This is a genomic window from Streptomyces abyssalis, from assembly GCF_001751365.1.
In the GTDB taxonomy this organism is placed as follows: Bacteria; Actinomycetota; Actinomycetes; order Streptomycetales; family Streptomycetaceae; genus Streptomyces; species Streptomyces abyssalis.
On the sequence record NZ_LJGT01000040.1, the window covers coordinates 1,364,909 to 1,380,635 of the forward strand.

Genomic DNA, 15,727 nt, shown 5'->3' on the forward strand with positions numbered 1-15,727 from the left:
CCGGTGACCCCTGGCCTTCCGGCCCGGGGTCACCGGCGTTCCGGGTCCGGTGCGGGCCCGTCCGCCGCGGCACCGCGTGGTCAGAAGCCGGCGGAGGGACGCGCCCCGGCGGCCCCGGCGGCCCCAGCCGCTCCAGCCGCCCCGGCCGCGTTCCGGTCCGTGCCGCCGTCGTGTTCGGCGTCCGGCCCGTCGTCGTCCTCGCCCGTGCAGTCCGCGGCCTCGACCTCTTCCCGCGTCACACCGAGCAGATACAGAACGGTGTCCAGGAAGGGCACGTTGACGGCCGTGTGTGCGGCCTCACGCACCACCGGCTTGGCGTTGAAGGCCACGCCGAGGCCCGCCGCGTTGAGCATGCCGAGGTCGTTCGCGCCGTCGCCGATCGCGACCGTCTGCACCAGCGGCACGCCCGCCTCGGAGGCGAAGCGGCGCAGCAGCCGTGCCTTGCCCTCCCGGTCCACCACGTCACCCGTGACCCGTCCCGTGAACTTGCCGTCAACGGTCTCCAGGGTGTTGGCGGCGGCGAAGTCGAGGCCCAGCTCTTCCTGGAGCGCGTCGGTGACCTGGGTGAACCCGCCGGAGACGATGCCCACTTGGTATCCGAGCCGCTTGAGGGTGCGTACGAGCGTCCGCGCGCCGGGTGTGAGCCGTACGTCCTTGCGCACCTGGTCCACGACCGAGACGTCGAGGCCCTCCAGCAGCGCCACGCGCGCGTGCAGCGACTGCTCGAAGTCCAGCTCGCCGCGCATCGCGCGGGCGGTGATCGCGGCGACCTCGTCCTCGCAGCCCGCGTGTGCCGCGAAGAGCTCGATCACCTCGTCCTGGATGAGCGTGGAGTCGACGTCCATCACGACCAGCCGCTGCGCCCTGCGCTGCAGCCCCGAGGCGACCACCGCGATGTCGACGCCGTGTCTGGCGGCCTCCAGGGCGAGGGCCGTGCGCAGGGTGGGGGTCTCGGCGCCGGAGACGTCGAACTCCACTGCCGTCACGGGGTACTTGGCGAGCCGGAAGATACGGTCGATGTTCCCGCCGGTGGCGGTGATGCTGGCGGCGATGGTGGCGGTCGAACCGGCGGTGAGCGGCTGGCCGAGCACCGTCACGTGCGAACGGCCGGTGCCGCGCGGCTCGTTGTCCCCGGTGCCGGAGATGATCTCGGCCTCGAGGCCCATCGACTCGGCCCAGCCGTGCACGGTGGCCCTCAGCTCGCCCTCGCCCGTGGTGACGGGCGCGGCAGCCGTGCCCGCTCCATGGCCTGGAGCGGTGACCAGGGCGCACAGCGTTATACGGCCACGGGTCACGAGCTGTTCGATGTCGACGACCTCGACGGCGAAGGCGGCGAGGGTCTCGAAGAGTCCGGCCGTGATGCCGGGCCGGTCCCTTCCGAAGATCTTGACCAGGAGGGTGGGAGTGTCGGCGTACGAGGGCGGGGTGGCCGGCGATGTGGTCATGGTGGTCCCACGGTATCGCCGGTGGGAGCGGGACACCTTCCGGGTTCCCGCCAAGCGGAAAGCACTCCCCGGCGCCCGCCGGCCCGCGCGGGTCCCGTGAGCAGCCGTGTTTCCGCCCCGGAAGGTGCCGTTCCCGGCCCGTCACAGCTGACGTGGGGTTGTGACATGGGCCGACTTCCTGTCCGGGCCCCGGGCCTGAAATAGTTCCTCACGATGTTCACCATCCCTAGGCTCCCCGCGCAGGGAGTCACTCGGGGGACAACTTTGTGGGGCATGGAGTGCCGGAACTCGTACTGGAATTGAACGGAAAGACCTGGACTCTCGAACCGTCCAGGCCGTATCGCGTGGGGCGCGATCCGCAGGGGGATGTGGTGATCGACGACGCCAGGGTCTCCTGGCGGCACGCCACGATCAGATGGGGCGGGCACAGCTGGCTCATCGAGGACCAGGGCAGCACCAACGGCTCGTACGTACAAGGGCAGCGCGTCCAGCAGACGGAGCTCCGCCCCGGCATGAGCGTGCACTTGGGCAACGCCACCGACGGACCGAGGCTGGACCTCTCGGGAAGCGGCGCCGAGCAGGCTCCCCACGCGGACGTGCACGGCGCCCGGACGGCGGTGCCGGAGCAGCAGCAGGGGAGCGGGCACCCCGGTGCGCCGCAGGCGAGGGCCGCACAGGTGCCGCCTCAGCAGCAACCGCCTCAGCAGCAGGCCCAGCAGGCCCAGGGCTGGCAGCAGCAGCCGCAGCAGCACGCGGGCTGGCAACAGCAGCAACAACCGCCGCAGCACCCCCAGCAGCAGGCGCCTCACCAGCCGCAGCAGCAGCACCGGCAACAGCAGCCCGGCGTGCCCCAGCAGCAGGGCCACCCGGGACATCAGCCCGGCGTGCCCCAGCAGCACCCCGGATCGCATCCGCGGGCCCAGCAGGGACGGATACCGCAGCAGGGGGGCGATCGCAGCCCGACCACCTTCCACCAGCTGGCCCTCGGCAGGGTGATGCGGATCGGCCGTGCCCTGGAGAACGAACTGGTCGTCTCCGACCTCCAGGTCTCCCGGCACCACGCGGAGTTCCACGCCTCGCCCGACGGCCGCTTCGAGATCCACGACCTGGGCTCGCACAACGGGACGTACGTCAACGGCCAGCCGCTGCCCAAGTCCGGCTCCACAGTGATCACTCCGCAGGACACGGTGGGCGTCGGCCACTCCACCTTCCGCCTGGTCGGCGACCGGCTCGAGGAGTTCGTCGACACCGGCGAGGTCACCTTCTCGGCCCGCCACCTCACGGTGAAGGTCGACAACGGGAAGGTGATCCTCGACAACGTCACCTTCGGCGTCCCGGAGAAGTCGCTCATCGGTGTCATCGGCCCATCCGGCTCCGGCAAGTCGACGCTGCTGCGCGCGCTCACCGGCTACCGCCCCGCCGACGTCGGCGAGGTCCTCTACGACAACCGGAACCTCTACCAGCACTTCGCCGAGCTCCGGCAGCGCATCGGTCTGGTCCCGCAGGACGACATCCTCCACAAGGAGCTGAGGGTCCGCACCGCGCTGCGCTACGCCGCCCGGCTCCGCTTCCCCGGCGACGTCGCGGAGGCCGAGCGCAACGCCCGTGTGGAGGAGGTGCTCGCCGAGCTGAAGCTCGACGTGCACGCCGACAAGAAGGTCACGTCCCTCTCCGGCGGCCAGCGCAAGCGCGTCTCCGTCGCACTGGAGCTGCTGACCAAGCCCTCGCTGATCTTCCTCGACGAGCCCACTTCGGGCCTCGACCCGGGCATGGACCGCGACGTCATGCAGCTGCTGCGGGGCCTCGCGGACGACGGCCGCACGGTGCTCGTCGTCACCCACTCCGTGGCCGAACTCGGCCTGTGCGACAAGCTGCTGGTGATGGCGCCCGGCGGCGGCGTCGCCTACTTCGGCCCGCCCGAGGAGGCTCTGAACTTCTTCGGCTACGCGACCTGGGCAGACGTCTTCTCCGCCTTCGAGAACTACCGCGACTACGACTGGATGGGCCGCTGGCACGGCTCGCAGCACTACCAGATGTACGCCGCCGACCTCGACTCCGTCACTCCGCAGCAGGCCCAGCAGGTCCACGCGCCGCCGGCCCGTACGCAGAAACCGCAGAGCTGGGGCTCCCAGTTCTGGACGCTGGTGCGCCGCTACGTCTCGGTCATCGCCTCCGACAAGGGCTTCCTCGCGCTCACCGTGATCCTGCCCGTCGTGCTCGGCGGGGTCAGCACGCTCATCCCCAGCGATTACGGCCTGGGCTACGGCCCGCTCAAGAACGGCCGTACGAACCGCGACGCCAGCACGATCATGCTCATCATCGCCGTCGGAATGTGCTTCTCCGGCGCCGCCAACTCCGTACGTGAGCTGATCAAGGAGCGGGTCATCTACGAGCGGGAACGGGCCACCGGCCTCTCACGCTCGGCCTATCTGATGTCCAAGGTGCTCGTGCTCGGAATCGTCACCGCCCTGCAGGGCGTGATCATCGCCGCCATCGGCTTCGTCCCGCGCGAGATGCCGGACGAGGGCGTCATCGGGGAGAACCTCCCCGCGGTCGAGATGACCGTCGCCGTGATCGTCCTCGGCTTCACCTCGATGATGTTCGGCCTGATCATCTCCGCCCTGGTGAAGACGGCGGAGAAGACCATGCCGCTGCTGGTCATGTTCGCCATCGTCCAGGTCGTCTTCACCGGCGTGCTCTTCCAGCTGTTCGACACCCCGGGCGTCGGCCAGGTCTCCTGGCTTATGCCCTCCCGCTGGGCCGTCGCCGCGATGGGCGCGACCGCCGACATGAACACGCTGCTGCCGTGGGAGAAGGGCAATCCGGACCCGCTGTGGGACCACACGGCCGGTACGTACGTCCTGGACATGGCCGTACTGCTGGGCCTCGGCGTCGCTCTGGTCTTCGTCGTGGCGCGGCTGCTGCGCCGCCACGAGCCGGAGGTCATGCGCAAGTAGCGAGCAGACAGGAAGACGGCACCGCACACGGAGGCGGCGGCATCCCGGACGAGGATGCCGCCGCCTCCGGCGCTCACGCCGACGGGCCCGAGCCGTGACCCGGGCCCTTCGGCCGCCGCTCAGTACCAGTTGTTGGACTGCCAGAAGGACCAGGCGCCGCAGGGGCTGCCGTACCTGTCCTTCATGTAACCCACACCCCACTTGACCTGGGTGGCGGCGCTGTTGCGCCAGTCAGGGCCGGCCGAGGCCATCTTGGAGCCGGGCAGCGCCTGCACCAGCCCGTACGCACCGCTGGGGTTCTGCGCGTGTACGTCCCAGCCGCTCTCCTTCTCGACGATGTTCGAGAAGCACTGGAACTGTGACTCGTTGCCGATGATCTGCCGTGCGATCTGCTTCGGCGACCCCGAGGGTGCCTTGGCCTTGCTGCGCTCCGCCGAGCGGCTCGCTGCCAGCTTGCGCTCACGGTCCCGTTCGGCCTTGGCCGCCGCCTTCTGCCGTGCCTCCGCCCTGGCTTCGGCCTTCTTGCGAGCCTCGGCCTTGGCGTGGGCGCGTGCGCGGTCGTTCGCGGCAGAGGTCTGAGCGTCGATGCTCGCCTTCTGCTCGGCCGGGCTGTCCGCGGCAGTCTGCAGGGCGATGGGCTGGGCCGCCATCTCCGATCCGGCAGTCACGCTTCCGCTGCTCTTCTGACCTGGCACGACGGTGAACGCGATTGCGGTGACACCGACGGCTGCGGCTCCGGTCGCCGCAGAGATCTTGTGCAGACGGGACAGCCTGCCGTGGCGTTCGGGATTGGGAACGCTCATGGGAGGAAACCTCTTCCAGTTCGCGGACCGCAGCGACGGTGGCCGCTGCGGCGGCAGTCATTCTCAGCTGCCGTCAGTCACCGGGCAAAAATCACCATTACTAACCTTGGTAGTGGATTTGGAGCAGAGCGGATGCCTTGACGTGCCTGCGCTGCACGTCCGGTCAGTGGACAACATCTACTAAGTAGGCTCGTACGTGATCTGGGTCCTATGCGGCGACTCACACCACACACCCGGTTACATGTACGCAGTGTGTAGAAGCGATAAACTCAGGGTCACACTGCTGGTCTCAGGGCCTAGGTCTCCGGACCCCCGCCCGCGCCCCTCCCGGGCCCGATCCGGAGGACCCGCTCCGCCGGTACCGTGACGGCATGCTCCGCAGCTCAGGGCTCGCAGCGGTCAGCGCCGCGATCCTCTCCATGAACAGGCAGCTCGAAGTGCGCGACGTCCTGCAGACGATCGTCACCTCGGCCCGTGACCTGCTGGACGCCCGCTACGCGGCCCTCGGCGTGCCCGACGACCACGGTGGCTTCGCCCAGTTCGTGGTGGACGGAGTGACGGACGAAGAGTGGAGGTCCATCGGCCCGCTGCCCCGTCAGCACGGCATCCTCGCCGCGATGCTCCACGAGGCGACCCCCCAGCGCCTCGTGGACGTACGGACGGACCCGCGCTTCGGGGGCTGGCCCCGCACGCACCCCGAACTCGCGGACTTCCTCGGGATGCCCATCGCGGACGGTGAGGAGGTGCTGGGCGCCCTCTTCCTCGCCAACAAGAGGTGCACACCCGAACGGCAGCGGAGCGACGGGGCTGCCGGACGCGCGGAGAACGACGAAACGGCCGCGGACGGAGCGGAGCCGGCCGGCGGGGGAGTGGAGCGGGGCGGGCGCTGCGCCTTCACCGAGGAGGACGAGCGCCTGCTGCGCCTCCTCGCCCAGCACGCCGCCATCGCCCTCACCAACGCCCGTCTCTACGAGCGCAGCCGCGAGCTGACCATCGCGGGCGAGCGCGCACGTATCGGCCACGAGCTGCACGACGCGGTCGCCCAGAAGCTGTTCTCGCTCCGCCTCACGGCCCAGGCCGCCACGGCGCTGGTCGACCGCGACCCGGCACGCGCCAAGGAGGAGCTCCACGAGATCGGCCGCCTCGCCGCCGACGCGTCCGAAGAACTCCGCGCCGCCGTGGTCGAACTGCGTCCCGCGGCACTCGACGAGGACGGACTCGTGGCCACACTCCGCACCCAGACCCAGGTGCTCGACAGGGCGCACTCCGCGGAGGTCACGTTCGTCAGCGAGGGCGCCCCGCGCGCCCTGCCGGCCGCACAGGAAGAGGCCCTGCTGCGCGTCGCGCAGGAAGCCCTGCACAACGCCCTTCGCCACGCCGCGGCATCACACGTGGGGGTGACGCTCGCCTACGGCAGCACCGGAGCCCGGCTGCGCGTCACCGACGACGGCCGGGGCTTCGACCCCCAGGCCGTACGCAAGGCGGGACGCCACCTCGGCCTGGTCTCGATGCGGGACAGAGCGGGCGGCGTCGGCGGCGCCCTGACCGTCGAATCCGGGCCCGGCAAGGGGGCGGTCGTCGAACTGGAGGTACCAGGTGGCTGATCCGATCCGGGTCCTGATCGTCGACGATCACCAGGTCGTACGGCGCGGACTGCGCACCTTCCTCGAGATCCAGGACGACATCGAGGTCGTCGGCGAGGCTGCGGACGGGCACGAAGGCGTCGCATGCGCCGAGGAGCTGCGCCCCGACGTCGTCCTCATGGACGTGAAGATGCCCGGCACCGACGGCATCGAGGCGCTGCGCGAGCTGCGCAGGCTGCAGAATCCGGCACGGGTTCTCGTCGTCACCAGCTTCACCGAGCAGCGCACCGTCGTTCCCGCCCTGCGCGCCGGCGCGGCCGGATACGTCTACAAGGACGTCGACCCCGACGCCCTGGCCGGAGCGATCCGCTCCATACATGCCGGGCATGTGCTCCTCCAGCCGGAGGTGGCGGGCGCCCTGCTCGCGGACGACGCGGGCGGAGGCGGCGGCTCCGGCCGGGGCTCGGTGCTCACCGAACGCGAACGCGAAGTGCTGGAGCTGATCGCGGACGGGCGTTCCAACCGGGAGATCGCCCGGACCCTGGTGCTCTCCGAGAAGACGGTCAAGACCCATGTGTCGAACATCCTGATGAAGCTCGACCTCGCCGACCGTACGCAGGCGGCACTGTGGGCCGTGCGGCACGGGCTGACGGACTGACAGGCGCGGGGCGCGGCCGACCCCGTGCTGCCACGTGCCTGCACGCACGCCGGGTGAGCGCACCCGGCCCGCTCGCGCGCCCGCCCCCGCGCGCGTCACCTCATGCCCTTGCCGTCATGACCGGCGACACGTCACGACCTCTTGCGTTCCAGCTCCTCCGCGTAGGCGTTGTACGCCGCGACCTGCGCCCGCCTCGCCGTACGCTCCACCGGCCGCAACGCCTCCGCACGCGCCGCGATCTGCGAGGCGCTCACCGCACCGCCGTGCTCACGGCCGTCACCGGCGCCTCCTGCTCCGGGCCCGCCGGCGTGCCCGGACCCGCTCTCCTCCCCGTACGCGATGGCGACGAGCGCCCGCACCCGCTGGCCCAGCTCCAGCACCCGCACCGCACGCGGCGGATACCCCGGCGCCAGCAGCCGCCTCCCGGCCTCCATACGTGCCCGGTACGCCTCCAGCGCCGCGTCCGCCGCCGGGCCCGAGCCGGCCACGTCCAGCTCCGTGAGCACCTCGGTGGCCTCCCGCATCGCCTCGGCCAGCTCGCGTTCCGCCTCAGCCAGCGAGGGGACGTCGGCGGGCGGCGCCTCCCGTACGGGCAGACAGCGCCAGGTGACCTCCACGTGCACATCGCCCTGCGGCCCCGCCTCGTGGATCTCGGGCACCAGTCCGGTACCGGCGCCCACCGCGATCACGGCCTCACCGGCCTCCAGAGCGGAGGAGTTGAACTCCGGCGGCCCGCTCAGGCCCAGCGGATGCCCCGGGACGGGCAGCGCGACCCGCAGCCCCCGCGCACCCAGCGACCGCAGCCGCCCCAGCGCCAGGGTCAGACCCACAGGCTCCGGCTCGGAATCCGCGTAGGGCCCCGCCGAAGCGGGAAGCCCCACCACGCGGTGCACCGCGTCCTCGCCGACGATCCGCTGCGCGGCCTCATCGGGAGAGACGAGTGCGGCGAACAGAGCATTTCCCCAAGCGGCGAGGCGTCCCGAACGAGGTTCATCGAGCATGACCCCAGCCTAGGGAACGGACCCTCGAACGCGTGGCGTAGGTTTGGCTGGGGACTCTGCTCACAAGGCACGGGTAACGGCGACTGCATTGGGAGACAACGCGCTCATGAGCGAAGTACTGGAGCTGGTGGACGTATCAGTGGTCCGCGACGGCCACGCTCTGCTGGACGATGTCTCCTGGTCGGTCAAGGAAGGCGAACGCTGGATCATCCTCGGCCCCAACGGTGCCGGCAAGACCACCCTGCTCAACCTCGCGTCGAGTTACCTCTTCCCCAGCAAGGGCACCGCCACCGTCCTCGGCGACAGGCTCGGCGCCGTCGACGTCTTCGAACTCCGCCCGCGCATCGGCATGGCGGGCATCGCCATGGCGGACAAACTCCCGCGATCCCAGAGCGTGCTGCGCACCGTGCTGACCGCCGCGTACGGCATGACGGCGCACTGGCAGGAGCAGTACGAGGACGTGGACGAGGAACGCGCGCGTGCCTTCCTCGACCGGCTCGGCATGACCGAGTACCTCGACCGCAAGTTCGGCACCCTCTCCGAGGGCGAGCGCAAGCGCACCCTCATCGCACGCGCCATGATGACCGACCCCGAGCTGCTTCTGCTGGACGAGCCGGCCGCGGGGCTCGACCTCGGCGGCCGCGAGGATCTCGTACGCAGACTGGGCCGGCTAGCGCGTGACCCGTACGCACCGTCGATGCTCATGGTCACCCACCATGTCGAGGAGATCGCCCCCGGATTCACGCATGTTCTGATGATCCGTCAAGGGCAGGTGCTCGCCGCCGGACCGCTGGAGACCGAGCTGACCTCGCGCAATCTCTCGCGCTGCTTCGGGCTGCCGCTCGTCGTGGAGAACCGGGGAGAGCGCTGGACCGCTCAGGGTCTGCCACTGAGCTGATCGCGCGCCTACCATGGCCGTGTGGATGCATGGATCTGGTGGCTGATAGCCGCCGTGGGGCTGGGAATTCCGCTCGTCCTCACCGCTATGCCCGAATTCGGCATGCTCGCCATGGGCGGCGTCGCCGGAGCAGTCACGGCCGGGCTCGGCGGCGGAATGGTGGCGCAGGTCCTCGTCTTCGCCGTGGTCTCGACGGCTCTGATCCTCGTCGTGCAGCCCATGGCCCGCCGCTCCCGCAGGGAGCATCCGAAGCTCAGCAGCGGTGTGGACGCGCTCCGCGGGCGCCAGGCCACCGTGCTGGAGCGCGTGGACGGGCAGGGCGGAAGGATCAAACTCGCCGGCGAGGTCTGGTCGGCAAGGGCCCTGGACTCGGACGTGACCTACGAGGCGGGCTCCCAGGTCGACGTGGTGGAGATCGACGGAGCCACGGCGGTCGTGATGGGATGACAGACAGCGGCTAACCTCAACAACCGCGAGTACACAGCGACTTGCGAGGGACGATTCGTGTCGGTCCCGATGACGTCATATCAGTGACAGCAACATGGACGCAGGGGGGCGGATGGACGCCATCATCATCGTCCTGATCATCCTGGTGGTGCTGGTCTTCATCGCACTCATCAAGACGATTCAGGTCATCCCGCAGGCGAGCGCCGCCATCGTCGAGCGCTTCGGCCGCTACACCCGCACTCTCAACGCGGGCCTGAACATCGTGGTTCCGTTCATCGACACGGTCCGCAACAGGGTCGACCTGCGTGAACAGGTCGTGCCCTTCCCCCCGCAGCCCGTCATCACCCAGGACAACCTGGTCGTCAACATCGACACGGTCATCTACTACCAGGTGACCGACGCCCGCGCCGCCACGTACGAAGTCGCCAGCTACATCCAGGCGATCGAACAGCTCACGGTCACCACGCTGCGCAACATCATCGGCGGCATGGACCTGGAGCGGACCCTCACCTCCCGCGAGGAGATCAACGCCGCGCTGCGCGGAGTGCTCGACGAGGCCACCGGCAAGTGGGGCATCCGCGTGAACCGCGTGGAGCTCAAGGCCATCGAGCCGCCGACGTCCATCCAGGACTCGATGGAGAAGCAGATGCGCGCCGACCGCGACAAGCGCGCGGCGATCCTCCAGGCCGAGGGCGTGCGGCAGTCGCAGATCCTCACCGCCGAGGGCGAGAAGCAGTCCTCGATCCTGCGCGCCGAAGGTGAGGCCCGCTCCGCGGCGCTGCGCGCCGAGGGCGAGGCGCAGGCCATCCGTACGGTCTTCGAGTCGATCCACGCCGGCGACCCGGACCAGAAGCTGCTCTCGTACCAGTACCTGCAGATGCTTCCGAAGATCGCCGAGGGCGACGCCAACAAACTCTGGATCGTCCCCAGCGAGATCGGCGACGCGCTCAAGGGCCTCGGCGGCGCGCTGGACGGTTTCAAGCCCGGCGGCGGCAGCAGCGGCGCGGGCGCGGGGTCCCCGGCCGCCGGCATGGTGAAGCCGCCGAGGGAGAGCCCGAAGATCGACTGAGCCCCGCCCACGCACGCCGGAAGCCCCTCCGGCATGATCAGTGTGTACGGCACTGATCTCGAAGGGGCTTCGCGTGACCATCTGGGAGATGGTGGCCGTCTGCGCGGCCGGTGTCGGCGCGGGCGCCATCAACACCGTCGTCGGCTCCGGCACACTGCTCACGTTTCCCGTGCTGCTCGCCGTCGGTCTCCCGCCCGTCACCGCCAATGTGTCGAACGCGCTCGGCCTCGTCCCCGGCTCGGTCAGCGGCGCCATCGGATACCGGCGGGAGCTGCGCGGGCAGCGGCGCCGCGTGCTGCTTCTGAGCGGCGTGGCGTTCGTCGGCGCGCTGACGGGAGCGGCACTGCTGATCGCCCTGCCCTCCAGCGCCTTCGACATGATCGTTCCGGCGCTTATCGGGATCGCGCTGGTGCTTGTGGCCGTACAGCCGTGGTTCGCGCGCGTCGCGGAACGCCGCCGCGAGAAGCGCGGCAGGACACCGCATCCCAACGGGGGCGTCATGCTGTCCACGGGCATGCTGTTCTCAAGCGCGTACGGCGGCTACTTCGGCGCCGCCCAGGGCATCATCTACCTCGCCCTCATGGGGCTGTTCCTGGACGAGGACATGCAGCGGATCAACGCCGTGAAGAACGTCCTCGGCGCACTCGTCAACGGAACGGCCGCGGTCTTCTTCCTCTTCGTCGCCGAGTTCGACTGGACGGCCGTCCTGCTCATCGCCGTGAGCAGCGCGGTCGGCGGCCAGTTCGGCGCCCTCGTGGGACGCAGACTGCCGCCGGCCGCGCTGCGTGCGGTCGTCGTCACGATCGGCGTGGCGGCGCTCCTGCAGCAACTCCTCGGCTGAGAACCGGAGTTGCGCACGTTGCGTACGTAGCGCACCTACCCCGCCCGTCCGTCAGGCCGTGGCGGGCAACGCGGGCGCGGAGACGGACGGACCGGGAACCGCGAGCCACTCCGGCAGGCCCTCGCCGTCCTTGAGGCCCAGGGCGAGCAGCAGAGCGTCGGCCGGCGTCGGCTCGAACGGCTTCACCGACAGGGCCATCCCGGCCTGCGACGGTGTCCGGTCCGCCTTGCGGTGATTGTCCGCCGCACACGCTGCGACGGTGTTGAGCCAGGTGTCGCCACCGCCCTGCGAACGCGGCACCACATGGTCCACCGTGGTCGCCCTGCGCCCGCAGTACGCACACCGGTGCCGGTCCCGTACGAGGACGCCGCGACGCGACCACGGCGCCCGTTGTCGGAACGGAACACGCACGTATCTGCAGAGTCTGATCACCTGTGGCACCGGAAGATCGATGCTCGCCGCCCGCACGCGGAGCCCCGGGTGGGCGTGCTCCACGACGGCCTTGTCCTGCATGACCAGCACCACGGCCCGCCGCAGCGACACGGTCGAAAGCGGCTCGAAGCCCGCGTTCAGGATCAAGGTCTCGCGCATTCCCTCCACCTCCCGGTTCCCTCCCGCCCCTGCGGCGGTGGCCCCACTCTGCCGCCACGGGAATCCCCCGACAACGCAATTTCCGCCCGCCGTACGTAAGCGGACGGCCGTCCGGCGGCACGGTGAAAGGGAAGAGAACGGAGAAAAGAGAACGGGAGAAAAGGACAGAACCCGGGAATGCGCATGGCCAGAAGGCCGGCCGGCGTATGGAAAGCGGAAATCCAAAGGGCAGTCGGCGCGGTCGCCGGCCCTCGGCCAGGCTCCGACGGACTGCCGGCGCAGACACAAGCGCCCCGCCGTCCCCGCACTGCGGTGCCGACTGCCCGTCACCACTGTGCGATCCCGGAACGACGGGGCGCAAAGGCTTTTCGGCGTGCGACGTCCACCGCACGCCCGCCGCTCAGCCCTCGGCGTGCACCTCGTGCAGACCGATCAGCTGAGCCCGCCCGATCGCCTTGAAACGCAGGTTGAAACCGACGAACGCGGGAGAGGCGTCCCCGTCCGGCCCGAGCTTCTCGTCCTGGACGGCGTAGACCGTGAAGACGTAACGGTGCGGGCCGTCCCCGGGCGGCGGCGCGGCACCGCCGAAGTTCCGGGTGCCGAAGTCGTTGCGTACGTGGACTGCACCCTCGGGCAGCCCCTGCATCTCACCGCTGGCCGCGCCCCGGGGCAGTTCCGTCACGGATACGGGGATGTCGAAGACGGACCAGTGCCAGAAGCCGCTGCCCGTGGGGGCATCCGGATCGAAGCAGGTGACGGCGAAGCTGCGGGTGTCCGCGGGGAATCCGTCCCAGCGCAGATGAGGAGAGGTGTTCCCCTCCGAGAACAGCTGGTCCGGGCGCAGCCGTCCGCCCTCCGAGACGTCATCGCTCACCACCTGGAAAGAGGCGACGGGCGGATGGAAGTCGTGCGGGAGCGGCGGTTGCTTCTGCTCGGTCACGTCGGTACCTCCTGATGGCGCGAATCGCTGCACCGGCCAGCCTAACGAGCCGTTGTCCCGGTCTTTGTCACCATGGGAGGCACGACGAGACCTAAAAAGCGATGGTGCGACGATGACCAGTCCCGTGGACCTGCCCGAACTGCCCGAACTGCCCGACGGCGGTCTGCCGGGCCTCTTCGAAGGCACCGTGCCCCCCGGGGTGTACCGCTGCGACTCCGTCGGCCCCGACGTCCTGATGCAGGCTGACGCCGCGAACTGGACCGGGGCGGTGATCGACCTCAGCGACGTCACCGACAAGGCCGAGTTCATGAACCGCTGTGCGACCGGCCTCGAACTCCCCGGCTGGTTCGGCCACAACTGGGACGCCCTCGCCGACTCCCTCACCGACCTCTCCTGGTGGGGAGAGACAGACGGATACCTGCTGATGACCGCGGGCTGGCCCGGCTTCGAACAGGCCGACCCGAAGGCCGCCGCCACCGCCGTGAACGTCTTCACGGCGGCGGTCGGCTACTGGGCCGTGCGGGACGCGCCTCTGTCGGTACTCCTGGGCTGACCCCCGTCGCCTGCGGGTGCCGGTCCGGCGGAGGCAGGCGCGTCCGGCCTCACAGCCAGTTGCGGCGCCCTCCGACCTCCGTGAGCCACTGGTTGATGAACGCCGTCCAGTCCGTCTGGTGGAAGTCGGTCAGGTCCACCTGGAACGCCCGGTACGAGTCACTTCCCCCGGTGAAGATCCCCGGCGTCTTGTCCATCTCCATCACGACGTCCATCTGACGCCCGTCGGCCACGAACGACAGCTCGACCTGCGACAGCCCCCGGTACTGCTGGGGCGCCATGAACTCGATCTCCTGGTAGAAGGGCAGCTGCTGCCGCGTGCCCCGGATCCGCCCCTTCTCCATGTCGGCCGTCTTGAAGCGGAAGCCAAGCGTCCCGAAGGAGTCCAGGATCGCCTGCTGGGCGGGGAGCGCGTGGACGTTCACGGGGTCGATGTCCGTGGAGTCGACGGCCTGCGCGATGGCGAGCTCCGTGGACACACCGATGCTCATGCCGGTCAGCTGCTGCCCCATGAACATCGTGATCGGTGTCTCCCACGGCACCTCCAGCCGGAAGGGCACGGTGTGCCTGGCGCCTTCCTTCAGGTCGAGCGCACCCCCCAGCTGCTGCCGGCCGAACTCGATGTTCTGCTTCAGCTCACCGTCGTTGGTCTCCACCTCGACCTTCGCCATGAGACCGACGGACAGCCCCTGGATCTGCTGGTCCACCGAGCCCGCCTCGATGTGGACCTCTCCCTGAACGACACCGCCCGGCACCACGTTCGGCTCGTGGAGCACGGTGTCCACCGACGCACTTCCGACCCCCAGGCTCGCGAACAGCTTCTTGAAACCCATCTCTCAAGTCCCTCCCAGGCACTTCCTGTGCGTCTCTTCGGATCACTCGTGACGTACTCGACGTCCTCCGGTACGAGGTACGCCCGAGGACGGCCGGCGGTTCCGGCTTCAGCAGAATGATCGGCCCACCGCCTCGAAGCACAACCCCCGGGCTCGGTTACCCTCGGTCGGCATGATCACCGGCGGAGACGGTACGCGAGGGAACGACGACAACCACACACCAGTGCCCCGGTCCTTCTTCGACCGCCCGGTCCTCGAAGTCGCCCCTGAGCTTCTGGGCCGGTACCTCGTCCGTACGGCGCCGGACGGACGGATCGTCCTGCGCATCACGGAGGTCGAGGCCTACGCGGGGGAGGCCGACCCGGGGTCGCACGCGTACAAGGGGAGGACGCAGCGCAACGCCTCCATGTTCGGTCCGCCCGGGCACGCGTACGTCTACTTCATCTACGGGATGTGGTTCAGCCTCAACCTCGTCTGCGGCAGGGAGGGCCACGCGAGCGGTGTGCTGCTGCGGGCCGGCGAGATCCTGACGGGCGAGGAGCACGCACGGAAGCGACGGCCGAAGGCGCGGAAGGGCACGGAACTGGCCAAGGGTCCGGCCCGGCTGGCGACGGCCCTCGACGTCGACAGGACTCTGAACGGTACGGATGTCTGCTCGACGGAAAAGCACGCGCCGCTGAGCGTTCTGGCTGGTGAGAGCTTCGACGCCGACCGGCTCCGCAGCGGTCCTCGCACGGGTGTGGGGGGAGCCGGTGCAGTACACCCCTGGCGGTACTGGATCGACCAGGACCCCACGGTGAGCCCGTACCGGCCACACCAACGGAGGCACCGTCCAAGGTCGCTTGACTCCGGAGGCCCGAAGACCTAATGTTGACCGAGTCGCTGAAACGGATTGGCGGTAGCCACGGCCTCGAAGCCGAGGAGACGCCGCCCCGGATGCGACCAAACACTACCTACGATTTTCCCCAACGGGGTCGGCTTTTTGGTGCGCCAAAAACCGGCCCTAAGGTTCCGATTAGGAGCCCGCGAGAGAATCCGCTAAAGTAGTGACACCGAGAGGGAAGCGCCCGGAGTGGCCTGTGGCAGGGTTGTGATGGAAGCGTCCGTTC

The 15,727-nt window shown here is 69.7% G+C and carries 15 protein-coding genes; 9 read left to right on the forward strand and 6 right to left on the reverse strand.

The features are described 5' to 3' along the window. Window positions 1-80: 80 nt before the first annotated feature. A complete protein-coding gene (gene serB, locus AN215_RS20745; protein ID WP_079123231.1) occupies window positions 81-1,445 on the reverse strand; it encodes a phosphoserine phosphatase SerB in 1,365 nt (454 codons plus the stop codon). 266 nt (window positions 1,446-1,711) lie between these two features. Here serB and AN215_RS20750 point away from each other — a divergent pair, with 266 nt between their 5' ends. Next, window positions 1,712-4,402 carry an ABC transporter ATP-binding protein/permease gene (locus tag AN215_RS20750; protein WP_245694569.1) on the forward strand — a complete coding sequence of 897 codons (2,691 nt, stop codon included), beginning with the start codon at window positions 1,712-1,714 and terminating at the stop codon, window positions 4,400-4,402. Between the two features lie 119 nt (window positions 4,403-4,521). Here AN215_RS20750 and AN215_RS20755 read toward each other — a convergent pair whose 3' ends face one another. Beyond that, complete coding sequence (locus AN215_RS20755) at window positions 4,522-5,205, reverse strand: aggregation-promoting factor C-terminal-like domain-containing protein (protein WP_070012268.1); 684 nt, start codon at window positions 5,203-5,205, stop codon at window positions 4,522-4,524. Between the two features lie 371 nt (window positions 5,206-5,576). Here AN215_RS20755 and AN215_RS20760 point away from each other — a divergent pair, with 371 nt between their 5' ends. Beyond that, window positions 5,577-6,809 (forward strand): GAF domain-containing sensor histidine kinase, encoded by a 1,233-nt coding sequence (locus tag AN215_RS20760; RefSeq protein ID WP_070012269.1) that lies wholly within the window; start codon window positions 5,577-5,579, stop codon window positions 6,807-6,809. Next, entirely contained in the window at window positions 6,802-7,446 is a 645-nt protein-coding gene (locus AN215_RS20765) for a response regulator (protein ID WP_070012270.1), read from the forward strand. The genes AN215_RS20760 and AN215_RS20765 overlap by 8 nt, the downstream gene beginning before the upstream one ends. A gap of 131 nt (window positions 7,447-7,577) precedes the next feature. Here AN215_RS20765 and AN215_RS20770 read toward each other — a convergent pair whose 3' ends face one another. Then, the gene (locus tag AN215_RS20770) at window positions 7,578-8,447 is read right to left on the reverse strand and encodes a hypothetical protein (protein ID WP_070012271.1); all 870 of its coding nucleotides are present in this window, start codon (window positions 8,445-8,447) and stop codon (window positions 7,578-7,580) included. A gap of 106 nt (window positions 8,448-8,553) precedes the next feature. Here AN215_RS20770 and AN215_RS20775 point away from each other — a divergent pair, with 106 nt between their 5' ends. The 4 genes from AN215_RS20775 to AN215_RS20790 all read left to right on the forward strand — a co-directional run bounded on the left by AN215_RS20775 (window position 8,554) and on the right by AN215_RS20790 (window position 11,702). After that, window positions 8,554-9,345 carry an ABC transporter ATP-binding protein gene (locus AN215_RS20775; RefSeq protein WP_070012521.1) on the forward strand — a complete coding sequence of 264 codons (792 nt, stop codon included), beginning with the start codon at window positions 8,554-8,556 and terminating at the stop codon, window positions 9,343-9,345. Window positions 9,346-9,366: 21 nt separating this feature from the next. Further along, complete coding sequence (locus tag AN215_RS20780) at window positions 9,367-9,792, forward strand: NfeD family protein (RefSeq protein ID WP_070012272.1); 426 nt, start codon at window positions 9,367-9,369, stop codon at window positions 9,790-9,792. 112 nt (window positions 9,793-9,904) lie between these two features. Continuing rightward, window positions 9,905-10,861, forward strand: coding sequence for an SPFH domain-containing protein (locus AN215_RS20785; RefSeq protein WP_070012273.1), 957 nt, complete (start codon window positions 9,905-9,907; stop codon window positions 10,859-10,861). Between the two features lie 73 nt (window positions 10,862-10,934). Further along, window positions 10,935-11,702, forward strand: coding sequence for a sulfite exporter TauE/SafE family protein (locus AN215_RS20790; protein ID WP_070012522.1), 768 nt, complete (start codon window positions 10,935-10,937; stop codon window positions 11,700-11,702). Window positions 11,703-11,753: 51 nt separating this feature from the next. Here the strand turns inward: AN215_RS20790 and AN215_RS20795 are convergent, their stop codons facing one another. After that, complete coding sequence (locus AN215_RS20795) at window positions 11,754-12,293, reverse strand: HNH endonuclease (RefSeq protein WP_070012274.1); 540 nt, start codon at window positions 12,291-12,293, stop codon at window positions 11,754-11,756. Between the two features lie 400 nt (window positions 12,294-12,693). Further along, complete coding sequence (locus tag AN215_RS20800) at window positions 12,694-13,233, reverse strand: YbhB/YbcL family Raf kinase inhibitor-like protein (RefSeq protein ID WP_070012275.1); 540 nt, start codon at window positions 13,231-13,233, stop codon at window positions 12,694-12,696. Window positions 13,234-13,345: 112 nt separating this feature from the next. On the opposite strand from AN215_RS20800, the gene AN215_RS20805 reads away from it, so the two are divergent. Further along, complete coding sequence (locus tag AN215_RS20805; protein ID WP_070012276.1) at window positions 13,346-13,786, forward strand: barstar family protein; 441 nt, start codon at window positions 13,346-13,348, stop codon at window positions 13,784-13,786. 49 nt (window positions 13,787-13,835) lie between these two features. On the opposite strand, the gene AN215_RS20810 is transcribed toward AN215_RS20805, so the two are convergent. Further along, complete coding sequence (locus tag AN215_RS20810) at window positions 13,836-14,618, reverse strand: sporulation protein (protein ID WP_070012277.1); 783 nt, start codon at window positions 14,616-14,618, stop codon at window positions 13,836-13,838. Window positions 14,619-14,790: 172 nt separating this feature from the next. Here AN215_RS20810 and AN215_RS20815 point away from each other — a divergent pair, with 172 nt between their 5' ends. Beyond that, the gene (locus AN215_RS20815; RefSeq protein ID WP_070012278.1) at window positions 14,791-15,486 is read left to right on the forward strand and encodes a DNA-3-methyladenine glycosylase; all 696 of its coding nucleotides are present in this window, start codon (window positions 14,791-14,793) and stop codon (window positions 15,484-15,486) included. The last annotated feature ends 241 nt before the right edge of the window (window positions 15,487-15,727 follow it).